Origin of the sequence: Bacteroides sedimenti, assembly GCF_040365225.1 — a bacterium.
Taxonomy (GTDB): Bacteria; Bacteroidota; Bacteroidia; order Bacteroidales; family Bacteroidaceae; genus Bacteroides; species Bacteroides sedimenti.
Genome location: NZ_AP028055.1, coordinates 3,176,083 through 3,202,023, shown reverse-complemented (window position 1 = coordinate 3,202,023; position 25,941 = coordinate 3,176,083). Strand labels below are relative to the sequence as shown.

The window sequence follows — 25,941 nt, the reverse complement described above, 5'->3', positions numbered from 1 at the left end:
TTAAAAGTAAAACATCACATAGGGTGTTTGCACAAATAATCTTATATCAAACATTGAGATGTATTTCCTTTTATTTGAGATGAAATTATTATTTAAATGAAACTATAACCAGTATTTTTGTGAATACCTCAAAAACATAAATATATAAACTATGAAAACAAGAAAGGCTCTTCTTTTGTGTTTATCCATATATCTCCTTGTTACACCATTTTTAATGGTTCATGGTCAGCAAAAGAAAATTGATTTCAGGACTTTGCTCGAAGAAATAATTTCGAGAGAATCCATTGCTCAATACCCAATTCCCTATTATAGTTGTCGTCAGTTTAGCAGTTATGATCGAAGCTCTGTTAAACCTGGAGATAAAAGTTGGTTTGCAAATTGGGACAGATCAATGTTTATTCGTACGGAAATAAATAATGGGAAGAAAGAGTATGTGATGATGGACACACAAGGTCCAGGAAGCATTGTTCGTTTTTGGATGACTTTTGCCGGTGAAAATGCCGGTAACGGAATATTAAGGATTTATTTCGACCATAGATCAAAACCTGCTATAGAGGGTAAAGCTCTTGATATCTTAAGCGGAGGAAAACTTGCAGGGAAACCTCTTTCTACATCAGTATCTGATTCTACCGAATACAACATGCGTGGGCATAACTTGTACCTTCCTTTACCTTATTCAAAGCACTGCAAAGTAACTTATGAAAGTGAAAACATAAAAGATTTTGGCGCTAAAACGGGTGGAGAAGCTGTATATTATAACATCAATTACCGGACCTACACAAAAGGAACCAATGTAACAACATGGTCATCTAAAGAAATGAAGAGTAATGCTACATTACTTAAAAAGGTGCAACAGGTTCTTCTTGAACGTAAAGTGAACATCCCATCAAATAGCAAGAATTATCCATTCTCAGGTAATCTTGCACCCGGACAATCAATAAAGGTTCCTATCAATGAAAAGAATTCTTCCATACGGCGCCTTTGTCTCAATTTATCGGCAGATAGATTAGAGCAAGCACTTAGAAGTACATTACTGGAAATATCTTTTGATGGAAATAAAACAGTAAAATGCCCGATAGGAGACTTCTTCGGAACTGGATATCTACTCAGAACATCTGATACGTGGTATACAAAAGTTCTGCCTGACGGAACACTTCAATGCCAATGGGTTATGCCATTAAAAAGTAATTGTATTTTTATAATAACAAATAATGGTACACAAAACGTAAATATCAGTTCAGGTAAAATTACGACTGCGCCTTATCCATGGAGCGAAAATACAATGTATTTTGGCTGTGCATGGCAACAGTATTCAAAACTTCATACCGGTGAAATGAAAAACAACGAAGGTGATGGCGCCCCTTTTGATATTAACTACATTACCTTAAAGGGTAAAGGAGTTTATGTTGGTGATGCGATCACCTTATTTAATACAGTCTATGCCTGGTGGGGAGAAGGTGATGAGAAAATTTATATAGACAATGAGACATTTCCTTCACATTTTGGTACAGGAACCGAAGACTATTACGGCTATGCCTGGTGCCGGCCAGAAAGATTCAACAATCATCCATTTATTGCGCAGCCAGATGGAAGCGGGAACTTTAACCCGGGATACACAAATGATTTACGTTTCAGAGTGCTAGATGCCATCCCGTTTAAAAGGAATTTTAAATTTGATATGGAGATGTGGCACTGGACAAAAGCAATTATCAATTTTGCCCCAACAACTTTTTGGTATTTGTTACCTCACAACAAGAAGTGTGAATCGCCTTCTGATTTAAAAGAGGCAAGAGAAAATGTTGTATTACAACGGAACCAGCTTATTTCGCAAGTAATAACCAACAATAAAATAGAAGGAGAGAATTTAGATCTTATTAATATGTCTGGAGGAAACTTCAGATACAGCAACAGTGTGGAAAGGAGTTGGAGTAACAATATGCAATTAGTTTGGGAAGATACGAAATTGGGAGATAAGTTACACCTAACCTTTATTTCTGAAAAAGAATACACTTGCAATTTTAAAATAGTCTATTCAATGAATAAAGATTACGGTAAATTCAGGATCTCAATTAATCAAAATGATTCAGCAATAATTGACGGGAAAGCTGAAAATTTCAGTTTGGGCAATGTAATATTAAAAAGCGTTCGAATAAAAAAAGGAATGAACCATGTATACATTGAGCCATTAGAACAATCAGATTCTAAAAGCAATAAAATTGGTTTGGACTATATAGGAGTTGAACATGTTGAGAAATAATAAATAAAGAACTATGAGAAATATATTTATAATATTGCTATTATTTGCTCTCCAGGTAGAAGCCCAAGATAAAAGAGTGACAGATTGGGTTGACCCGTTTATTGGAACTGATTCATTTGATAACAATTCTTTACCTGGGAATGTATATCCAGGTGCCACATATCCTTTTGGAATGATACAATTAAGTCCGGATACGCAAAAAGACATCCTTGTGGTGTGTGGCGGATACTATTGGAAAGACAAGGAAATCTATGGATTCAGCCATTCTCATATAAGCGGAACAGGAATTGCCGATCTGTATGATATCCTGGTAATGCCAACTTGTGGTAAAAGTGCTGAATTATTAGATAAACTAAAAACTCCAGACAAACAAATAAAATCATCGTTCTCGCATAAAAACGAATATGCTGAACCAGGATATTATAGTGTATTACTAAATGATTCAAAAGTAAAAGTTGAACTCACAACAAGTGAGCATGTTGGCTTACACCGTTATGTATATCCATCAAAGAGTAAAAAATTTGTGGTAGTAGATTTAAATCACGGAATTACCAAAGATAGAAAATGGTTCCCTTTTAAACTATTGGATGGTTATTCTAGAGTATTGAATGATTCAACAATCATTGGTTACAGATTTGCTACAGGATGGGCTAGATTGCGCAAGGTTTATTTCGCATTGCGTACAAATCAGCCGATAAGTCATTGCTCTTTTATTACATGGGGAAATGTATTATCCACAAAGAATACTGTAGCCGAAACGTGGAACGACAGACCTCTCAGAGCATTATTAGAATTCAACTCGGACAAAAAAGACACGGTTGAGATTAAAATTTCATTATCCACCGTCAGTAGCGAAAATGCTTTAAACAATATCATCACAGAAACTGGAAGAAAAGATTTCGACAAAGTAAAAGAAGATACTCAACTTGCCTGGGAGAAGGAATTATCAAAGATTGAAATTAAAGGTGACCTCGAACAAAAAAAATTATTTTATACTGCACTTTACAGAACATTTCTTCAGCCAAACAACATTGCAGATGTAAATGGAGAGTACACTCGTGGTGATTTTACAATAGGAAAGCTAAAACCCGGTGAGCCCTATTTTACTCAATTCTCATTGTGGGACACATTCAGGGCTGCACATCCTTTATATACCATTTTGCAATCTCAAAGAACAGCCCAAATAATAAACAGCATGCTCGATTTTTATGATGTAAAAGGTATACTACCTGTCTGGCATCTATGGGGAGTAGATAATTATTGTATGATTGGTAACCATGCAATACCGGTAATTGTTGATGCATACAAAAAAGGCATTCGCGGTTTCGATTATAGCCGGGCATATGAAGCTATCAAAGGCAGCGCTAATTCCAGTCACGTTTTTACATCGTATCCAATGTTTTTAGATCAATATGGCTATTACCCTCACGATGGGAATATTCATGAGTCTGTATCTGTTACTCTAGAAAGCTCTTTTGATGATTGGTGCGTAGCCCAAATGGCAAAGTCTTTAGAGAAATACGATGACTTTTCTTATTTTTATAATCGTTCGAAATGTTATCGTAACTTATTCGATATAAAGTCCGGGTTCTTTCGCCCCAAATTAAAAAATGGCTCCTTTTTTGCACCATTTGATCCATATTCATACTATGGCGATGGCCAGAGAAAGTTCTACACTGAGGCAAATGCTTTTCAATACCAGTTCTCACCAGTTCACGAAATTGACACTTTAGTTGAAATGATGGGAGGAAAAAGAAAAGCTATGTTGTTATTGGACAATGTTTTTAATGATCAGAAAAAAGATACCATAATTGAAGAGAATGCTTCAGGATTTATTGGACAATATGCGCATGGAAATGAACCTTGTCATCACTATGCATACATATATAATTATTTAGGTAATCATCGAAAAACAGAAGAACAGTTGCAGAAAATTGTAAAGTCAATGTACCGTCCAACACCTCAAGGACTTTGCGGCAATGATGATTGTGGTCAAATGAGCGCTTGGCTTGTTTTTACAATGATGGGATTCTATCCTCTAAATCCCGCTTCTGGAGTATATGAAATAGGCACCCCATTCTTGCCGTATGCAAAAATTAAAAATGATAATGGTTCTTATTTTGAGATTATTGCACACAATCTCTCGGACAAGAACATTCATATAAAGAAAATTGCTTTGAACGGGGAAATATGCAAAGATTACAAACTCACCCATTCGGATATTATAAAAGGAGGAAAAATAGAATTTTTTATGGGCAAATAAGGAATAAAAAGCCAAAAAGCAGAGGCGGAACGGAGGTATTAAGTACAACATCCACAATTCAATCGCTAGTTTTAGATTCTTTACAGAGCCTTATCGGCTTAAACTGAAATGCGTTCTTTTTTAAACCTTGAACCAAGAACAATCGTATGCATATCTGCAATACTTTAATCAAAAAACAAACCTGACTCTATGAGTTTTAATTCTCTTGTACAAAACAATGCATTCTTCTGTACAGAACAATTAATTCTTTTGTACAGAAGAATGCATTGTTTTGTACAAGAGTTTACTAATCTGTCGGGGCGAGATACAAATATATTCCCGGCAATGCCTGTTATATCGCAATAACTAGTCTATCACATCCCACATTAATCAGGCACAGAAAATCAGCTTGATGATTTCCAGTGATACCCATGTTGTCAAACACACTAACAGATGATGTCTGTTTAAAAATAAAGCCTTACTTTTGGCACAGAATTTATCAGCATGGATCAGCATGGATCTTGTTTGTTACCAAGATTTAAAAAAATGAAAATCAAACACCATAATTATTATGATCAACAAAGAACAAATCAACACTTTTATTCAAGAGGCACACCGATTTGGTGACGAAAAACTAATGCTTTGCAGCAGCGGCAACCTCTCTTGGAGGGTGGGCAGCGAAGCCATCGTTTCGGGAACCGGTTCCTGGCTTCCACGCATCTCTGAAGAAAAAATTGCTATCTGCAACATCGCAACCGGCGAACGGCTGGAGGGTGTCCGCCCCTCGATGGAAAGTTCGTTCCATTTAGGTATTCTTCGCGAACGTCCAGATGTAAATGTAGTACTTCATTTTCAGTCGGAATATGCAACTGCCGTATCGTGCATGAAAAACAAACCTATTAATTTCAATGTTACCGCAGAAATTCCGTGTCACGTGGGACGTGAAATTCCTATTGTACCCTATTATCGGCCAGGTTCACCCGAATTGGCAAAAGCGGTGACCGAAGCAATGAAAGAGCATAACTCCATATTACTCACCAATCACGGACAGGTGGTATGCGGAAAGGATTTCGACCAGACATTCGAACGCGCCACGTTCTTTGAAATGGCCTGTCGCATCATCATACAATCTGGCGGCGATTATTCTGTATTGACTGAACAGGAAATAGACGACCTTGAAGTATATGTTTTAGGAAAGACCGCAAAATAAAAAGTGCGAGAAAGATAAAAGAAAGAGCAATTCCCAATCCACAATATCAGTTGGGAACTGCTCTTCTATTTTATCTGGTTATCTACTTAAAGTTAACTTCGTTTAAAGCTTTCCAGAAAATTAAATTATTGCCATTTTATGGCTGCAAGTTGAAAATTGTAAGCCTTGCTTTCTGATTAGAAAGTCCCAATCTCACCAGCCATTTAATAATTGCGATTATCTTTTTTTATACTGCCCTATACACGCTAAAACTCCGTGACTATTCATCTCTATTCCCAGTACAACAATAAGGCTGTTTTAAGGGAAAAATTTATCGAGGCTGAGACACGACGTTGTTTTTGTCAATTAAAATCAAGTATTATTTTTCATAGTACTCACTGACAGAAAAAAGATTTCCAATAATTAATTCCAACCTACAAGCATCACTCTATCCCCATAAAACAACCCTAACAGTCTTATTATATGAATATTACAATCACATTAAACAAGCATATAAAGAAACATTTCCTTCCAAAAAATTAAATTCAAAAAAGCATCACTAGCACATTTGAAAAAGGGAATTCATAACCACCAATTTGAGGGGGTAAAGCACCCCTTACTCCTGAAACGCCCTGCTGATGGGGGTGACAAACTTTGCACCGAACCATATAAAAGAACTATTTTACAGAAGTTTGTCACACTGTATAATTATTTTAACCTTCCTCGTTATGCTCCGTAAACCAATGGATCTTTATAGCTACTGCCAACTTTGAAGTAAGCACAAACCTACCAGTTCATTTTAATAGATCACTCTTACATACCAGCAGATAAACAATTCACAATCGAACGATTGACTATAGGTATATATAAGTTTTATCTTACTCGGATTAATAATTTGATTTATATACCCTGACATAATCGAATAAAACCTCATCGGGGAAATTACCCAGTGCCGGATCGCCTCCCCAACCGGTAAGTTCGGTTGAAAGGATCAGATATTCTTTATGTTGTGAAACAGCCGATGATGATCGCCATGTTTCTTCACCATCCACATAAAAAATATAGGCATCCTTGGTCCATTCCAGCCCAAAAGTATGAAATCCGGCACCAATCGCAGCAACTGGAATTTGTTTGCCTGTTGTTTTGTGGTCAACACCATATCCATCCCAATGAAGGTTATGATAAACTGTTCCAGGAGTTTTACGATGATATTCAAAAACATCTATTTCAGTACCATTCTTTACCGGATCGCCAACCTTCCCCATCTCTGCCGATTGAAGCCAAAAAGCTACATGCGGCCCGATTTGAGCATTCATTTTGGCACGGCATTCGAAATATCCATAAGTAGTTTCATAGATACCCTGGGTACCTAATTGTCCTACAAAATATTTCCCTGAGTTATCTTTAGTCACTTTCAACGATACATTACCTTTTCCATCCATTGAAATGGTATTGCGTGAAACAGTGGCATAATTACGGACTGTATTTTCTGCCCTATAATTCCATTTGGACAAGTCTACACTACTTCCATCGAACTCATCGCTCCATGCCAAATGGTAATTGGATAAAATATGAGCCGGAGTTAAGGAATTATCTGGTTCTTTACTGCATGACATAAACATACATGACAGAGAAATTAGTATTGTCAACATCTTTTTCATTTAAAAATATTTATATTATTAAATTGAGCATCTAAATAAATTATATTAAATAAGCTAATTAGAAACAAGAAAAACTATTATTTATTTTTCGGATGCCAAAGTTATTTTGTTCATGAGTGCCTTTATTTATTGGATTAATATCCAAAATTGGCTCTGTTCCTTTTGGGAATAAAACAATCTCCTCATTCTTTTTTAAATCGATTGAAAATATCCCTTTTGCCAGATTGGTAAGTTTAAACTTTCGGGCACCTTTAAATGAGGGCGTTATCATATCTGATATGAAGATACAAGGCTCGCCAGCCAGACTTTTGATTCGGATAAAGGTTGTTTTCCCATTTTCTCGACGTGCACTCGTCAAGAAGGCCCCTTCAGTGCGGAAATTATGAAAAACAATGTCATTCCATTTATCAGGGACAGCAGGAAATATTCTTATCTTTCCACCCCAGCTTTGAATTAGCATATCATGTATGGACTGTGCTCCGGATAAAGGGGTCTCAATAACCGGCCCTGCTTCTTTATACATCGTATTTGGACGCAGAAATTTACTAAACAAACCGTTTAAGTAGAATAGTGCATCGTTTCCGTTGCCAATAGCTGAAGATATAGACGAAGCTCCCGTTAAAGAATATCCTTCATGATGCCCCTTTTTGCTTTGCCAATAATTTAAAGATCTTTCAATTAGTTCTTTATTGCCCTCTTTTTCAATGTTCGTTAGATAAAGAGGATAAATTGACAGCAAATGCGAATAATGTCGATGTGATTTTTCGTAAGGAGTATTCCTTCCAATCATAAATCCATTAGTATCGATTGGATAATCAGTCAGCTTGTCGAGCACTTCTTTCCATCTGGGAATTAGCTCATCAGAAATGCTTAACCGCGAACATGTATTTAGCAGTGTTTCGCACCCCCAACGCAATAATGCCAAGTCAAAATTGCAATCTTCTGCTACGCCATATTCAGGAGAATAGGTTGTTGGAAGGTGTAATTTACCATCATTGTCTTCCTTTAAGAAATGCAAATAGTAGTTCACCGACTTTTTCAGCAATGGGAATAGTTTCTCTTTCAACAACTGGTCGTCCATTTTAAAGCGATACAACAGCCACAAATTATGACAGGCCCAAGTCAAAAGGCCAACTTCAGGGGTGGATGTCAACTTACCGGGTTCTCCGACCGGACTCACATTTGAGAAATCGGAAGAGCGCCCAATTCCGGCAGAATTGTACCTATAAAGTTCAGGCACATTCATAATCAGATTTTGGATATTCCCATACAATGCATTTTCCAAAGAGGCTCCAAGCTCAGTTCGATTTGAGGGATTAAGCGCCCAATAGGTGAGCTGTACGTTCAGGTTCCACCAGGCATTAGGCCAGGGAGTAACTGTGAGCCATGGTCCCGTATTATCTATTAATGCTCTATCTGCCCGTGTAGCAGATGCCAGTTTATACATCTGTATCCAATAGAAATTCTCCATTTTAGCATCAGGTAAACTTAGAAAACTTGCCGGATAATACTTGTGCCACCATTTGCGGTGCGATTGAACCAACTTGTTCTCCTTCATTTTACTGATCCTTTCAACTGCATTGACAGCCAGACTTTGTGCGTTGTTTTCAGGATAACTATGCGAGATGTTCACATATAGAGTTCGCTCTTTTTGAGCAGATATTTCTTTCCAGGCAGTAGCTGTTTGTCCTTTCTCTAGCAATGGCTGTACACATACCCCACCTCCATTTTGTATATTGATGATTGGTTGCGGATTTGAAATGTATCCTTCAGGCTTTTTAAAATAGGAAGCAGGTGTTTGCGAAAATAAATACCGGGGACTGTCTGCGTTTGCTGGCTTCCACTCCCATCTGAACCCAGACTCATCGCCCGTAAATGTTACATCAGTTATGATTCCCATTTCGTGTGCATGCACAATGGAACGAAAACTGATGCTTCCTTTGGATGTTTTTATTGTGCCTCTGGCTTCAGCATTCCATAAATCAAGACGCATTTCACCACCAATAATCTTACCAACAGGTGTCAATGCAAAATGTCCGATAAGTAGGCGTGGTCTATTAAATAAATCTTCACCGGTTCGATGGTCATGTACATTGCTGTTACCTACTTCAAAACGAATGTAATTTTCGTTTGGTTCTTCATAGATTTGGACACCTAAAAGGCCATTGCCTAAAAAAGGCCCTTCATCCCAGCTTTTAGGAAGCACATTCCAATATAGATCCTGCTTGTTCATAAATTCAGGCCAGTTAATATTGACCGCAAGTGGCTTTGTACCAGCAATCAGATTAAAGGAAAACAGCATAAGAATAAAAGGAATTGCAATTAGTTTTACACGGTATAGACGCATCGCCATACCCAATTCATGTAATTTGCTGTGAGATTTCTGTGAAATGATCATTCGGCTTGCTTGATTTTTATCAAGTGATGTATCCATTTCTTTTCTACATACAGGCATAGAATCAGATTATTAAGTTAGTGTACAAAAAAAAAGAGGCTATTCAAAAGTCAATTCAGTACTAATGCTAAGTTTTTTTGTGGCCCTTAATCATTTGATAGAAAGGGCCTGAACTAAATCTAAAAAAACTCCATTAACTTATGACTTTTTGAATAGCCCCAAAATAACATCTTATTTATTTAGTATATCCAACCCGGCGTTTTAGTGAGATTGGGGTTCATTTCCACTTCAGTTCTCGGTACCGGCCATGTGTAGAAGAAATCTCCCGGCCACTGGTATGTTGTACCACCGGTGTTTTCCGTACCACCCCATGCGTGTTGGGCATTTACTTGGTTGTACTTCGTCTCCTTTAATGTTTTCCAACGCATTTCATCGAAGAAGTTAACACCTTCTCCCACTAGTTCGCGTCGGCGCTCATCACGCACATAGTTGCGTGCAGTAACCTGATCGGCAAACGAAGCAGCCATAGTTGGTACACCAGCTCTGTCACGTACTAATTTTACCTTAGCCATTGCCCCTTGCAAATCATTTAGCTCTACCAATGCTTCAGCCCACATCAGTAAAACATCGGCATATCGGATGATGGGTTCGTCAACAGGATTTTGTTCCCTACGTAAATATTCCAATCCTTCGCCTACAAACTTACGGTTAATATACTTAAACTCGGCTTGTGCATTGCAAGAACCCGAAGTATAGTAGCTGGCTGGCAAGTTTTTGTTGGCATTGGGTTCGGCATTGGTCTGATCAAAATAATACTTCCCAGCCACTGGAAAGCGATACGTGTACCATCCCGCAGCGGTTGAGTTACTATTGACTCCATAGAAATTAGCATAAGGAGTCACCACATTCATGGCCAAACGGGGATCGCGATTTTCGTACGCTTTTTTCAGGCGTGCTTCATTGCCTTCAGGCAAATAAAGAGCCTGAATATTGGTGGGCAGCTTTGCCAATTCGTTATTAACAGGCTTTGAAACCAATGTTGCAGAGATCTCTTGTCCGTTGATTTTAGAGTCGCGTAAGAAATAGATTTTGCGGTTGGCCGTGGTTGTGCCGTCACCGCTGATTTCATTCCAGTTAGCAAAATAATCTTCCCATTTGAAAGGTTTGACGGTGTTTGCATCCAACACCACTTCATACAGATTGACAAGAGCCGGTGTCACTTGCAAGTCAGTCCAACATCCTCTGGAATCTTGCGATCCTTGTTGAAAGGCTGCTGTAAATTTTTGAATTCCGGTTCCATATCCTGTAGGATCTTCAATGTATTGCACGCTCATAATCATTTCTTCGCAGCGTTCCTGAGCTACTTTGAAAAGATTCTTGTAATTTGAATACAGTCCATACCCCTGTTTACTAACTTCAGCAAAGTCTGCAGCAGCTTTGGCATATTCCTTAGTCAGCAAGTAAGCACGTCCGCGCAATGTGTATGCAGCTCCCCTACTAACGCGTCCCTCTCCTTTTATATCGTTGTTTTTCAGGTTAGGTTCGTTGATTGCATCGGTCAGATCTTGAATGATTTGCCTCCACACATCAGCCTCAGGGCTTTGTCCACGAGTCAAATCGGAGGGATTGACAGGCTCAGTGTAAAGAGGCACGCCTAAACCTTCGCGACCGTAAATCTCATTGAGTCGCATGTAGAAGAACGCACGCAGAATTTTACATTCGGCTATCAAGCGAGCCTTTTTCTCCTCTTTGATAGGTGCCTTTGGAATTTGTGCAATAGCGGCATTGGCTCTATGTATACCCGAATAAGACCACCTCCAATGGAAGGCGAACCGCGTGTTCCCGGGATTTACACCTGCTGTAAATAAATTATCGAGTCCATATTCACCTTGTCCGGTCATTCCATACCCTTCGAATCCATAGTAACCGATATCTGCACTCGAACCAATAATTTGATTCCCATTGATGGGCCGTTGAAGTGAGTAGTAAACACCAATTACTCCCTGATCAACCAAATCTTCAGTTGACCACATAACATTTTGTGATATTCTATCATTGGGAGCTGTATCAAGCAATTCAGTACACCCCATCGTTGTACTCATAAGGGATATGATAGCAGCTGAAATATAAATTATTCTTTTCATTTTCAATTTTCTTTAGAATGTTACTGTAACACCACCTGACAATAGTCTGGCGATAGGATAAACAACTAGCGAACTTCCAAGTTCTGGATCTACTCCTGGGAAATCTTTAGACTTTATGGTAAGGAGATTTTCGCCTGCCATGAAGATGCGCATATTGCTGATGCCCGATGAAGCCAACCATTTTTTAGGCAAAGAGTACCCTATTTGCAACGACTGCAGTTTCAAATATGAAGTATTGTACAAATAGAGAGTGTTGCTTGTCATTATACTGCTTCCTGTAAGCAGACGCGGATACTTGGCATTGATTTTTGCATTTGGGTCTGTAGCTGGATCGTATGCTGCTCCTAGTCCTTTGAAATCGTTGTAAGCAGCAACTGCATCGTAAAAATAAAACATATTCCATGCATCAGCCGGCATCGTATCGCCTGTATTACTCAAGATAGAACCGTTGGCTCCACGGTCGTTGATATAATGGTATGAACCCACTCTAGCTGACCAATTCATGCTAAGGTCAAAACCTTTCCATTCGGCATTCAAGTTCAAACCGAAGATCCATTTAGGAGTTGTAGATTTACCAGTGAACACCTTGTCGTCTGTGCCCCCATAGATACCGTCGCTGTTTTCATCCGACATCAAGATTTGTCCGTACCAAATATTAGCAGCCTCGGGACCAACTTTCTTTTGGTTGAAAGAGTATCCGGCAGCGATCATGGAATTTACCCAATCCAAATCAGCTTTGGTACGAATCATACCATCTTTCGGACCACCGGCAGGATTAACAGTTCCGTCTGTGTTATAGTAGGAACCCGATCCTTGATATGGTTTATGCAAATACCATTCATCTATCATGTGTGTTTCAGCCCTACGTGTATCACCACCGGTAGAAGCTTTACCTAAGTTAGTATAACGCCATACTCCCGGGTTACCCCAAGCATCCTTGGTTGTTTCATCGTATGCATAAGTCAAGGCTCCATTGTATTTTGTCAACTCATTCTTGTTGTAAGTTGCATTCAATCCTACGCTATACTTAAAATCTTTGATCCTGTCAGTCCAAGTCAGGTTCAGTTCAACACCGTTATTACACATGGCATACATGTTAGCCTTTTGTGCAGAGATACCATTTCCCAATGTTAGATAACTGGGCACATCGCCCAACATATCACTTGTTTTACGTTGATAAAAATCAATTTCAGCACCCAAACGATCATCGAGGAAACGAGCATCAAGACCAAAATTCATGGTGTACACCTTTTCCCATGAGAGGGTTAAGTTCTGTTGTGTTTGCTGTATCACACCATTGGCTACTTTCTCATTGAATACATTGTTCACTTGTCCATATAAAGCTTGCCATGCATAGTTACCCGAAACAACATTTCCCAACGAGCCATAAGACCCTCTCAACTTCAAATAACTGACATAAGGTTTGATTGGCTCATAGAAGCCTTCTTCACTGATTCGCCATGCAACAGATGCGGATGGGAAGAAACTTCCGCGATTTCCAGGCGCAAAGCGAGAAGAAATATCCGAACGGGAATTGATTTCGAGGATGTACTTACCTTCATAACTATATCCAACACGACCAAAGTAAGAGAGCATGGCATATCCCTGTTTCGGATCACCACCGATAGACTCCATGTTTGCCCCCGAAGTAATATCGTTTACATTCCAATCGAGCAAGCCTTTCTGTGTAGCGCTGAAGCCTGATGATTGAGTCCAATATTGTTCATAACCAGCCAATGCAGATATATTGTGTTTTCCAAAAGTATTATTGTAACGCAACAACAAGTTGGCTGTATAGGCTTTCGAACCATATGAATAGCGGCTGGTAGTAGCCTGATCGAGTGTTGACAAACCTTCCTTCGGAATTTCGAAGCTCTCGCGGAAGCTGTATTTGGGTAAAAATTGTGAGTGAGTCTCATTCTGGAGCATATATTCGTTGTAGTTGAAACGAGCCTCTCCAACTAATCCCTTCAATGGCAAATTGACCGTGCTGTACCAGGTCGTATTGATGCGGGTGTATTCATTTTTTCCACCCTGTGCCGCAACTTGTTGCAGAATATTGTCTTTCTGAGTAGTGTTTGGATCTTCACTAGCACCATATTTCCCATTATACTCAGGAGTCATTCCAGGAAATGCCTGCAACAAATAAGTCATTGAGGTACTGCCCGGATCTTTGTATTCTTTAGTAGCCCATGTCTGTGTTCCAAAAGTGAACAATTTACCGATTTTGGTTTCAACATTGGCACGGATATTGAAGCGGTCCATTCCTGTATTTTTCAATGTACCCGGGTTGCTCTGATAGCCTATTGACAGCATATAGTTAGTAGTTTCGCTACCACCGGCTACCTGTATATTGTGTTTAGAATAATAGCTGGGCCGGAACAATATCTGTGCCCAGTCTGTGTTTGGATATGCCAACCAGTTGGGAATGGTTTGTCCGGTCACAGGGTTTGTGTACGTTCCATTGGGATTGGCATTAGCCGTTCTCCAATCATCTATGGTACTTTGTGCATAGTCGTTACCCGATGTAGGAGAAGCGTTCTTCCGGGCAATGTTATGCAGATCCATCCAATCTGCAGTATTCGACATGAAAGTCAAATCTGTAATCGGTTTGGTTTGAGCAAACAAAGTTGAGAAAGTCACCTTTGGTTTCTCTTTTTTGCCTTTCTTAGTCGTAACGAGGATAACACCCGAACCTGCTCTAGAACCATATATGGCGGATGCAGCAGCATCTTTCAAGAAAGAGATACTTTCAACATCTTCGGAGTTCAACACACTCATATCGGCCGGTGCACCATCAACCAATATCAATGGAGAACTACCATTCGTGGAGGTTATTCCACGCATCTGAATAGAAACACTTTCACTACCAGGGTTACCACTACCTTGTGTAATGCGTACACCAGGAGCAAGTCCTTCTAGTGCAGCTGACAAGTTCGAGATGGGTCGGGCTTCCAACTTATCGGCTGAGACAGTCGCTACAGCTCCGGAAAGATTCACTTTCTTTTGAGAACCGTAGCCAACCACTACCACTTCATCCAGCGTCTGAGATTTTTCTTCCATTTTGACAGTAAAGAAATTCTTACCGGCAACTGGTATTTTCTGAGAGTTATAACCAATATAGCCAACCAGCAATTCTGAGTTCTCAGAAACATTCAATGAAAAATTTCCATTTACATCGGATGTCACACCATTGGTAGTACCTTTTTCGGTAACATTTGCACCAATAATCGGTTCGCCTTTTTCATCTTTAATTATTCCTGTTACTTGTTTTTTCTTACCTGGAGTACGCGCTTCATTTTCTTTTCCCGCCGAGATAACAATTGACTTATCGGATATAACATAATATTGCAAACCTTTTGATGGCAATATTGCATCCAAGACCGACTTAACAGAAGCATCACTCTTAGAAACTGTCACATCCTTTTTCTTGTCAACAACTACATTTCTGTAAGCAAAACGATAGGTTGTTTGTTTTTCAATAGCAGAGAATACTTCGACAAGCGAAACATTTCTCAGATTCAAGGTTACCTTTTGCTCGTTTGTCTGCGCCATTATTATGGAGCAACAAAAAAACAATAAAGCTGCGGCAACACAAAACCGCTTTGTTCTTAAATTCGTCATAGTTAATAGTTAGATTTGATTTATAAATGTTTTCCTAGGAATATAAAGAAAGACACTCATTCTCTAAAAACGTACCAAACAATTTTTATGTTATTTAGCATAAAAAAATGCTGAATGAATAAAAAAACATTCAGCATTTCATCTCTATATAGCTAATTTTTATTTATTTTACTTAAAAGATATTGTGATTTTATTACCTAGCTGAGAGTATTTGAAACCATAACTTTTTTGAAGAATATCAAGTACTTCATTTAAATTCCTGTTTGACAATGTCCCTGTAAATGGGTCTTTAGCCATATTGGTACAGTCTTTTAACACAAACTTAACATCATAACTCGATTCGATTGTTTTTAAAACTTCTTGCAATGGTAAATTACTAAAAACTAAATCTCCTTTAAGCCATCCTATTTCGGAATGAACATTTTCCTTTTTAATAACAGTAAACTGTCCTGTAAGCTTATCAAATATTGCTTTTTGGCTACAGAATAGTTCTTGCGTTTTGGTCGATATTTGTGATGATAGAAGGACATGTCCTTCTAGAAGTGACACCTCAATTACAGGCGATTGGACGCGTGACAATAAATTAAACTTGGTACCTAAAACTTGCAAGTGCATCTCTCCTGTCGAAATAATAAATGGAGCCTCTTTATTTGAAAACACATTAAAAAAGGCTTCACCATCGAAAGAAACATTTCGTTCATTTTTATTGAAACTTTTAGAGTTGTATCTAAGAGCTGATTCAGAGTTAAGAGTTACTTTAGTGCCATCTGGTAAAACAAGACTTGCACGTTCGCCTTTTCCTGTTTTTATTACCATATCGTTACTTGAAACAAGTGTCGACTGTTTATAAAAATAGAATGTACTTAACATCAATATTGGGAATAGCAAAATAGCTGCAATCCGAAGTATCTTATTCATTAACGAGACACGAGGAACAGTCCAAATTTCATTTTTTAATCTGGCCTCAATCTTACCTACTTTATCTTGACATTCAGCATATTCCCCCTCATTGAAAGAAAGCCATGAATCTAACATTACATCTTCTAGCTGAGTATCTGACATTTTGTTTACGGATTCTCTTAAGTGAGATAATTCTCCCGGAGTTAATGTGTTTTCAATATATTTTATGTTTAAATCTTCCATTTATTTTTGCACTTTACATTATAAGGACGGTTTTATATAGAATATCGTACTATTGATTTTTAAAATTTTAACTTAACACGAGGGTTATTAGTAAATACATATATCCAAATCTGCCTAGTTTCTGCCTAAAAACCTTGAGAGCAAGTGACAGTTGGTTCTTTACAGTCTGTTCGCTCAAACACAATATTTCTGCAATCTCTTTATTTGTTTTTTGTTGGCATACACTATATTCATAAACCTGCTGCTGTGTTTTAGGCAAAGTTTTCTTTATCTTATTCAACAAAACACAAAACTCATCGTACTCCAAGTGGTGAGAGATATTGTCTACTGACAGAAGCATTTCGTTATTATATTGTATATACTCTTCAAAGATTGGTGAATTAAGATTCTTTCGATACTTATCAGTTAACTGATTCTTGACAATACGAAAAATAAAATATTGAATCGTATTTTCATCATGGATTGTTTCCCTATGTATCCAAAGTTTTACAAACGCATCTTGAACAACTTCTTCCGAATCTTCGTGCGATTTAGTCCATTGATAACAATATCCATATAATCGGGCACTATACAGATTATATAAAGTAGTGAATGCTTTTCGTGAGCCACTCTTTAATTCCTTAATATATGCACTTTCAATATCCTTTTGCATTTGTTGAATATTCTAGATTAAGTTATAAACGAGTTTGGATTTAGTATTTAAAACTGAACTAGTTTTGAGCTATTTTTTGATAACAGATAATATAATAAAATTCATATCAATACTTTTCTTTTCAATTTTTTCAAATTGCGAAATTTTCTTTAATTTGAAACTTATTTTGGAGCAGTTCAACTTGTTACAACTCAAAGAGGCAAATTATTTCAAGTTTCTCAAAACCGAGGTTCGTAACCTCAAAAAAGAATTTATGGGGTTTTGACTTACTTTACCCTCTTCAAAATGATCTTCGCCAATAACATTTAAATTATGTGATATAAACATCATTTATTCATGAGTAAGCATACAACAATTTGATATAATTGTTGCTAGTCAACAGAGTCCATTTTACCTCCAGTACAACATAGTGACGTATTTTTGTTTCCACGTTTATCTGTTCTTCTGCGTACAAAGTATATATCTGCTTTATTGCTTTAAAATTTAGATTTATTATAGGTTAACAAAAATTCGGTCAAAGTTAAAAAAATATTTTAAGTTGAAAGAACCCTACTAAAAACTTACTGAAATATTTTTCTGAAAAAAAGTGGGGAATTGTGGAGAAATGTGTAATTTTACACTCTGAAACTATATAGTGTGCTTGATGGATCGATTTTTGGGTAATATTGAAGCCAAAGCAGATGCGAAAGGTCGCCTTTTTCTTCCTGCTTTGTTCAGGAAACAGCTCCAGGCTGCCTCTGAAGAAAGGCTGATTATGCGCAAGGACATCTTTCAAGACTGTTTGGTTCTTTACCCCGAAAGCGTTTGGAATGAAGAACTTAACGAATTACGTGAACGCCTCAACAAATGGAACCCCACCCATCAACAAGTATTCAGGCAGTTTGTCTCCGATGTGGAAATCATCACGCCTGACAGCAATGGACGAATCCTTATCCCCAAAAGATATATGCAAATGGCAGGTATTACCACCGATGTACGTTTTATTGGGGTGGATAACACCATTGAAATCTGGGCGAAAACGAAAGCGGATCATCCGTTTATGAATCCCGAAGAGTTCAGCCGGGAACTGGAAAAAGTGATGAACAAAAAAGTTACAAACGAATTAAAACCACCAACAGAATGAACGAAGAGATAACATACCATGTACCGGTACTCCTGAAAGAGAGTGTTGACGGGATGAATATCAAGCCTGAAGGGACTTATGTGGACGTAACCTTTGGTGGTGGCGGACATTCAAAAGAAATTTTGAACCGGTTAGGAAAAAATGGTAAGTTACTGGGATTTGACCAGGACGAAGATGCGGAAAAAAATATCGTGAACGACAAGCGCTTTATTTTTGTCCGGAGCAACTTTCGATACCTGCACAACTTCCTTCGCTATCACGAAATTGAAGGCGTAGATTCTATCCTTGCCGACCTGGGGGTATCCTCTCATCACTTCGATGACAGCGAAAGAGGTTTTTCATTCCGCTTTTCGGGAAAACTGGACATGCGAATGAATAAACGCGCAGGTATTACAGCAGCCGAGATGGTAAACACCTACGAGGAAGAGAGACTGGCTAATATTTTCTATCTTTATGGAGAACTAAAAAACAGCCGTAAACTGGCCTCTGTAATTATGAAGGCACGAGCCGAAAAGAAAATTGAAACCATTGACGACTTCCTGGCAATAATCAAACCTCTTTTTGGACGGGAAAGAGAAAAAAAAGAGCTTGCAAAGGTATTCCAGGCACTACGAATAGAGGTGAATCAAGAGATGGAAGCACTAAAGGAGATGTTACTGGCTGCTACAGATGCATTAAAACCCGGTGGACGATTGGTAGTGATTACTTATCATTCGTTGGAAGACCGGATAGTGAAAAATATAATGAAAACCGGCAATGTGGAAGGTAAACAAGAGCAAGACTTCTTTGGAAATCTCAATACTCCTTTTAGGTTGGTCAACAACAAGGTAATCGTCCCCAATGAAGAGGAAATAGCCCGTAACCCACGCTCAAGAAGTGCCAAATTGAGAATTGCAGAAAAGAAATAACAACAGAGAATATGAACGAGAACGAAGAATTTAAAACAGCACAGAATCCGGAGAAGGATAATAATAAAGAGACTCCGGCAAAGGGAATGTCCATTAAAAGCATTCTGGGAGGTGATATTCTGGCTAATGATTTTTTCCGTCGTCAGACTAAATTACTGGTCTTAATCATGGTATTTGTTATCTTCTATATCAGCAACCGCTACTCCTGTCAGCAACAACTAATTGAAATCGACCGGTTGGAGAAAGAGCTGACGGATATAAAGTATGATGCTTTGACTCGTTCTTCCGAACTAATGGAGAAAAGTCGGCAATCAAAGATTGAAGAATATGTTTCCACGCAGGAGAGCGAACTGCAGACAGCCACAAATCCTCCATATTTAATAAAAAAATAATATGTCTGTCAACAAAAAAAGCATATTGACCCGTTATTTTCTCGTCATCCTATTGATGGGACTGATTGGTGTTGCCATTATTGTAAAGGCAGGAATAGTGATGTTTGCCGAAAGAGAATACTGGAAAGATGTGGCCGAACGCTTTGTAAAAGAGAACGTATTGGTCTACCCTAACCGGGGAAACATCATTTCAGCCGATGGAAAATTGATGGCCAGCAGCTTGCCGGAATACAAAATCTACATGGATTTTAAAGCCGGAGGCGAGGAAAAAGACAGTCTGTTCAGAGATAGTCTTAATATTATCTGCGAAGGTTTACATAAGATATTTCCGGAGATGTCTGCTGCACAGTTCAAGGCACATCTCAAAAAAGGAAGAAGAGAGGGAAGCAGAAGCTATCTGATTTATCCAAAACGCATCTCGTACATCCAGTATAAAGAGGTGAAAAGATTGCCCATCTTCAACATGAGCAAATTCAAAGGTGGATTCCACGAATTAGCATTCAACCAACGCACAAAACCTTTCGGTTCATTGGCAACCCGCACATTGGGTGATGTTTATCCTGACACGGCACAAGGTGCAAAAAATGGGCTTGAGCTGGCATTTGATACCATTCTGAAAGGAAAGGTTGGTATCACTCACCGGCAGAAGGTTATGAACAAGTATCTTAATATTACAGATATTCCTCCGCAGGATGGTATGGATCTGGTAACCACCATTGACGTTGGAATGCAGGATATTGCAGAGAAGGCTTTGGTTGATAAGATGAAAGAGATTAACGCCACCGTAGGGGTTACCGTACTCATGGAAGTGGCAACCGGAGAGGTAAAGGCAATTGTAAACATGACCAAATGCAAAGATGGAGTTTACAGGGAAATTAAAAACAACGCCATTTCGGACATGATGGAACCAGGATCCACCTTCAAAACAGCTTCCATCATGGTGGGACTGGAAGATGGTGTTATCTCTCCAAATGATGTTGTGGATGCAACCGGAGGGGTGAAGATTATGCACGGACGTCCCATGAGAGACCATAACTGGAGAAAAGGAGGATATCAGCTTCTTTCTGTTCCCAAAATATTGATGGTTTCTTCAAATATTGGTGTATCGACTCTGATTGACAGAGCATACTTCAATAAACCGGAGAAGTTTGTGCAAGGGCTCTACAAACTTGGCATCAATGCCGACCTCCATATACCTATTAAAGGAGCAGGAAAAGCATATATCCGTATGCCGAACAAGTACAACTGGTCTAATACGGCATTAGCATGGATGTCTATCGGTTACGAATCACAGGTCCCTCCAATCAACACGCTGGCATTTTATAACGCAATAGCCAACAACGGTGTGCTTGTTGCTCCCAAGTTCGTGAAGGGTGTTATGAAAAATGGTGAAATGATTCAGGAATTCCCAACAGAGGTCATAAAACAATCTATCTGTTCTGAACGTACACTAAAACAAATCAGAGCGATCCTGCAAAGGGTAGTTAGCGAGGGACTGGCAAAACCAGCCGGTTCCAAACAGTTCCATGTTTCAGGAAAAACAGGTACAGCGCAAATTTCTCAAGGTACTGCGGGATATAAATCGGGTGAAATGAACTACTTAGTCAGCTTCTGCGGCTATTTTCCTTCAGAAAATCCGAAATATAGCTGCATCGTAGCCATACAGAAACCCGGTTTGCCGGCATCAGGGGGGCTCATGGCAGGAAGTGTTTTCGGAAAGATCGCGGAAAGAATTTATTCGAAACAGATTAGTACAGATCTATCACAGGCCGTTGATTCAAACTCTGTGGTAATTCCTTTTGTAAAATCGGGGGAAATCAATGAGACCAAATATATACTTGATGCATTAAAGATACAAAACCGGCAACAGTTTACTCCGGTTTCCTGGAGCAGGAAAGTCTGGGGAACGGCTCAGCAGAGTGCCAGTTCGGTAATTATGAATGAAAGGACATCTCCCAAAAACTTTATGCCAAGTGTTATAGGGATGGGAGCCAAAGATGCTGTATATTTGTTGGAAAGCAGAGGGTTGAAAGTATGCCTTACCGGAATTGGAAAGATCAACTCGCAAAGCATTCCGCAAGGAACAAGAATAGTTAAAGGACAAACAGTAACCATACAATTGAATTAAGTGATGAAACTAGACCAGGTATTAAAAAACATTCAGGTGATCCAGCAGATTGGTCACACAGATATAGAGTTAACTGGAATCAATTCTGACTCTAGAAGAATAGAGTCCGGACATCTTTTTGTAGCTGTAAGAGGAACGCAGACTGATGGGCACAGCTATATCCCCACCGCTGTTGAAAAGGGAGCAGCCGCTATCCTCTGCGAAGAGCTGCCTGCACAGTTATCTGAGAATGTTACTTATATTCAGGTAAAAGATACGGAAGATGCTATCGGGAAGGCGGCTACCGCCTTTTATGGCGACCCTACCTCCAAGTTGGAACTTGTAGGGGTGACCGGTACCAACGGTAAAACAACCATTGCGACACTTTTATATAATACTTTCCGTTATTTTGGTTACAAAGTGGGACTACTTTCTACCGTATGCAACTACATTGACGATGAAGCGGTTCCGGCTACTCACACTACCCCCGACCCTATTAGCCTAAATGAACTGTTGGGCAGAATGGCTGATGCAGGTTGCAAATATGTATTTATGGAGGTGAGCTCACATGCCATTGCACAAAAAAGGATTAGCGGACTACGTTTTGCTGGTGGTATTTTCACTAACCTGACTCGCGACCATCTGGATTATCATAAAACAGTAGAGAATTATCTCAAGGCCAAGAAAAAGTTCTTCGATGATCTGCCCAAAGATGCTTTTGCTCTCACTAATGCAGACGACAAGAACGGCATGGTAATGTTACAAAATACAAAAGCAAAAACATACAATTATTCTTTAAGAAGCCTTTGCGATTTCAAAGGTCGCATCCTCGAAGCACACTTCGAAGGGATGTTGCTTAACTTTAACGACAAGGAGCTTGCAGTACAGTTTATAGGCAAATTCAATGCCTCAAACCTGCTGGCAGTATTCGGGGCAGCCTGTCTGTTGGGCAAGAAAGAGGAAGACGTGCTGGTGGCACTTAGTACCCTCCACCCGGTTGCAGGGCGCTTCGACTCTCTTCGTTCACCCAACGGCTACACCGCTATAGTTGATTATGCTCATACACCTGATGCTTTAGTGAATGTACTCGACTCTATTCAGGAAATACTTGAAGGAAAAGGTAAAATCATTACCGTAGTAGGTGCTGGTGGTAACCGTGATAAGGGAAAACGTCCGATTATGGCTCAGGAATCGGTAAAACGCAGTGACAGAGTTATTATTACCTCCGACAATCCACGCAATGAAGAACCTCAGGATATTATCAATGATATGCTGGCAGGACTGAATACCGATGAACGCCGGAATGTAATCACCATTATCGATCGTAAAGAGGCAATCCGCACCGCCTGCATGCTGGCTCAACCCGGAGACGTTGTACTGGTTGCCGGGAAAGGCCATGAAAACTATCAGGAAATAAAAGGAGTGAAACATCACTTTGACGATAAGGAAATACTTAGAGAGTTTTTCGGGAACTAAACACTTAACTCAATCAGCTTATGTTATACTATCTATTTGAATATCTTCATAAATACGGCTTCCCCGGAGCAGGTGTATTCGGTTACATTTCTTTCCGGGCTTTGATGGCGCTAATCTTATCGCTGCTCATCTCAACCATTTACGGTAATAAATTTATCGATGCACTGAAACGCAAACAGATTTCAGAAACACAAAGAGATGCAAGTATCGATCCTTTTAATGTAGGAAAAGTAGGAGTACCCAGTATGGGAGGTGTCATTATTATTGTGGCTATATTGGTTCCTTGCCTCCTGTTGGGCAGATTGGGGAATGTATATATGCTCCTGATGCTGGTGACCACAATTTGGCTTGGCACACTTGGCTTTCTGGACGATTATATCAAGATATTCAAGAAAGATAAAGAAGGACTTCACGGAAAGTTCAAAATTATCGGCCAGGTGGGTCTTGGACTAATCGTTGGACTGACATTGTACTTAAGCCCGCAAGTGGTAATCCGTGAAAACATTGAAGTAAAGCAGGGAAAATACATTGTGGATGTAATACATGCCACCAGAAATATCAAATCAACCCAGACAACCATCCCTTTTATTAAGGAAAACAACTTTGATTATGCCGATATTGTCTCTTTCATGGGAGATAATGCACAGCCGATTGGATGGGTTATTTTTGTAATTGTTACCATCTTTGTGGTTACTGCCGTTTCAAACGGGGCTAACCTGAACGACGGAATGGACGGAATGGCCGCAGGAAACTCAGCAATAATCGGACTTACATTAGGGATACTAGCCTATGTCTCGAGTCACCTCAAGTTTGCCAGTTACCTGAACATCATGTATATTCCCGGATGCGAGGAACTGGTAATCTTCATTTGCGCATTTATTGGTGCACTAATTGGGTTCCTTTGGTATAATGCTTACCCGGCTCAGGTTTTCATGGGAGATACCGGCAGTCTTACCATTGGAGGTATCATTGCCGTATTTGCAATCATAATACACAAGGAGTTACTTATTCCTATATTGTGCGGTGTGTTCCTGTGCGAAAATCTTTCAGTTATTCTTCAGGTTCGTTATTTCAAAAGAGGAAAAAAGAAAGGGGTGCGACAGCGGATTTTCAAGCGAACCCCCATTCACGACCATTTCCGTACAACTCTGGCACAGCTTGAGCCGGGTTGTACCTACAAATTTACCAAGCCGGCCAATGTATATCACGAGTCTAAGATTACCATCCGATTTTGGATTGTAACCATATTGTTGGCTGCCATTACAATTATAACTTTAAAGATAAGATAAAGATGCCTAAAAGAATTGTCATATTAGGAGCAGGTGAAAGCGGAGCTGGTGCTGCCGTTCTTGCCAAGAAACAAGGATTCGATGTTTTTGTATCGGATATGTCTGTCATTAAAGATCAGTATAAAGAGTTACTCAACTCGAGAGGTATCGAATGGGAAGAGGGACACCATACTGAAGAGCTTATTCTGAATGCTGATGAGATAATTAAAAGTCCAGGGATTCCTAATGATGCACCGTTACTTTTAAAACTGCAGGAAAAAGGAACTCCTATCATCTCAGAGATTGAATTTGCTGGAAGATATACCAATGCAAAGATGATCTGTATCACAGGTAGCAATGGAAAAACCACCACTACCTCTTTGATTTACCACATCTTTAAAAAAGCCGGATTGAACGTTGGGCTGGCAGGTAATATCGGACAGAGTCTGGCGCTTCAGGTTGCCGAATGCAATCACGACTATTATGTGATTGAGCTTAGCAGTTTCCAGTTGGATAATATGTACAATTTCCGTGCAAATATCGCCATCCTGATGAACATAACGCCCGACCATCTGGACCGTTACGACCATAACATGCAGAACTATATCGATTCCAAGTTCCGCATCACCCAGAATCAGACCGATGAGGATGCTTTCATTTTCTGGAACGACGACCCCATTATTCAGGAAGAGCTGAAAAAACATGGCATCCATGCACACCTCTACCCATTCTCAATTGACAAGGAAGAAGGAGTAAAGGCTTATGTGGATCAGGACAAAGTAGTATTCAGCGACCCTATCGCCTTTAATATGGAGCAGGAGGAACTATCGCTTACAGGAACTCATAACCTGTACAATTCGATGGCTGCAGGTATCTCGGCAAATCTGGCCGGGATAAGAAAAGAATATATTCGTGAGGCACTGAGTGATTTCAAAGAGGTGGAACACCGTCTGGAGAAAGTGGCTCGTGTCCGGGGCATCGATTTCATAAATGACTCGAAAGCTACCAATGTGAATTCATGCTGGTACGCGCTTGAAAGTATGAAAACCAAGGTGGTTCTCATACTGGGAGGAAAAGACAAAGGAAATGACTATACTGAGATAGAACAACTGGTAAAGGAGAAAGTATCAGCTCTAGTCTTCCTTGGTGTGGATAACAGCAAACTTCACGCCTTCTTTGATGGCAAAGTGGAAAAAATTGCAGATGCACGATCGATGAAAGAAGCTGTTGACCTGGCTTATAACCTGGCTCAGAAAGGAGAAACAGTTCTGCTTTCTCCCTGTTGTGCCAGCTTCGACTTGTTTAAAAGCTACGAAGACCGTGGTCGTCAGTTCAAAGAATGCGTTAGAAATTTATAATA

The 25,941-nt window shown here is 39.4% G+C and carries 16 protein-coding genes; 10 read left to right on the top strand and 6 right to left on the bottom strand.

What is annotated here, in order from left to right:
* The first annotated feature begins 151 nt into the window (after window positions 1-151).
* From ABWU87_RS12830 to ABWU87_RS12820, 3 genes are all read left to right on the top strand, one after another.
* Window positions 152-2,257 carry a glycoside hydrolase family 172 protein gene (locus ABWU87_RS12830; protein ID WP_353331326.1) on the top strand — a complete coding sequence of 702 codons (2,106 nt, stop codon included), beginning with the start codon at window positions 152-154 and terminating at the stop codon, window positions 2,255-2,257.
* Window positions 2,258-2,270: 13 nt separating this feature from the next.
* Window positions 2,271-4,520 (top strand): GH92 family glycosyl hydrolase, encoded by a 2,250-nt coding sequence (locus ABWU87_RS12825; RefSeq protein WP_353331324.1) that lies wholly within the window; start codon window positions 2,271-2,273, stop codon window positions 4,518-4,520.
* Window positions 4,521-5,070: 550 nt separating this feature from the next.
* Window positions 5,071-5,709 carry a class II aldolase/adducin family protein gene (locus ABWU87_RS12820; protein WP_353331322.1) on the top strand — a complete coding sequence of 213 codons (639 nt, stop codon included), beginning with the start codon at window positions 5,071-5,073 and terminating at the stop codon, window positions 5,707-5,709.
* An 866-nt stretch (window positions 5,710-6,575) separates the two neighbouring features.
* Here ABWU87_RS12820 and ABWU87_RS12815 read toward each other — a convergent pair.
* The 6 genes from ABWU87_RS12815 to ABWU87_RS12790 form a co-directional block, all read right to left on the bottom strand.
* Window positions 6,576-7,349, bottom strand: coding sequence for a glycoside hydrolase family 16 protein (locus ABWU87_RS12815; protein WP_353331320.1), 774 nt, complete (start codon window positions 7,347-7,349; stop codon window positions 6,576-6,578).
* Between the two features lie 58 nt (window positions 7,350-7,407).
* Complete coding sequence (locus ABWU87_RS12810; protein ID WP_434533926.1) at window positions 7,408-9,696, bottom strand: glycosyl hydrolase family 95 catalytic domain-containing protein; 2,289 nt, start codon at window positions 9,694-9,696, stop codon at window positions 7,408-7,410.
* Between the two features lie 287 nt (window positions 9,697-9,983).
* Entirely contained in the window at window positions 9,984-11,888 is a 1,905-nt protein-coding gene (locus ABWU87_RS12805) for a RagB/SusD family nutrient uptake outer membrane protein (RefSeq protein WP_353331316.1), read from the bottom strand.
* 12 nt (window positions 11,889-11,900) lie between these two features.
* Window positions 11,901-15,443, bottom strand: a complete 3,543-nt coding sequence (locus ABWU87_RS12800; protein WP_353331314.1) for a SusC/RagA family TonB-linked outer membrane protein — start codon at window positions 15,441-15,443, stop codon at window positions 11,901-11,903.
* 237 nt (window positions 15,444-15,680) lie between these two features.
* A complete protein-coding gene (locus ABWU87_RS12795; RefSeq protein ID WP_353331312.1) occupies window positions 15,681-16,655 on the bottom strand; it encodes a FecR family protein in 975 nt (324 codons plus the stop codon).
* A 67-nt stretch (window positions 16,656-16,722) separates the two neighbouring features.
* Entirely contained in the window at window positions 16,723-17,307 is a 585-nt protein-coding gene (locus ABWU87_RS12790) for an RNA polymerase sigma factor (RefSeq protein ID WP_353331310.1), read from the bottom strand.
* 643 nt (window positions 17,308-17,950) lie between these two features.
* Between ABWU87_RS12790 and mraZ the strand changes: the two genes are divergently transcribed.
* The 7 genes from mraZ to murD all read left to right on the top strand — a co-directional run bounded on the left by mraZ (window position 17,951) and on the right by murD (window position 25,939).
* Entirely contained in the window at window positions 17,951-18,430 is a 480-nt protein-coding gene (mraZ, locus tag ABWU87_RS12785; RefSeq protein ID WP_353331308.1) for a division/cell wall cluster transcriptional repressor MraZ, read from the top strand.
* A complete protein-coding gene (gene rsmH / locus ABWU87_RS12780; RefSeq protein WP_353331306.1) occupies window positions 18,427-19,338 on the top strand; it encodes a 16S rRNA (cytosine(1402)-N(4))-methyltransferase RsmH in 912 nt (303 codons plus the stop codon). Before mraZ ends, rsmH begins: the two co-directional genes overlap by 4 nt.
* Window positions 19,339-19,424: 86 nt before the next feature.
* On the top strand, window positions 19,425-19,730 hold the full coding sequence (locus tag ABWU87_RS12775; RefSeq protein ID WP_353334471.1) for an FtsL-like putative cell division protein: 306 nt from the start codon (window positions 19,425-19,427) through the stop codon (window positions 19,728-19,730).
* A 1-nt stretch (window position 19,731) separates the two neighbouring features.
* A complete protein-coding gene (locus tag ABWU87_RS12770; RefSeq protein WP_353331304.1) occupies window positions 19,732-21,858 on the top strand; it encodes a penicillin-binding protein in 2,127 nt (708 codons plus the stop codon).
* A 3-nt stretch (window positions 21,859-21,861) separates the two neighbouring features.
* Window positions 21,862-23,313 (top strand): UDP-N-acetylmuramoyl-L-alanyl-D-glutamate--2,6-diaminopimelate ligase, encoded by a 1,452-nt coding sequence (locus tag ABWU87_RS12765; protein WP_353334470.1) that lies wholly within the window; start codon window positions 21,862-21,864, stop codon window positions 23,311-23,313.
* 20 nt (window positions 23,314-23,333) lie between these two features.
* Entirely contained in the window at window positions 23,334-24,602 is a 1,269-nt protein-coding gene (gene mraY / locus ABWU87_RS12760) for a phospho-N-acetylmuramoyl-pentapeptide-transferase (RefSeq protein ID WP_353331302.1), read from the top strand.
* A 2-nt stretch (window positions 24,603-24,604) separates the two neighbouring features.
* Entirely contained in the window at window positions 24,605-25,939 is a 1,335-nt protein-coding gene (gene murD, locus ABWU87_RS12755) for a UDP-N-acetylmuramoyl-L-alanine--D-glutamate ligase (protein WP_353331300.1), read from the top strand.
* The last annotated feature ends 2 nt before the right edge of the window (window positions 25,940-25,941 follow it).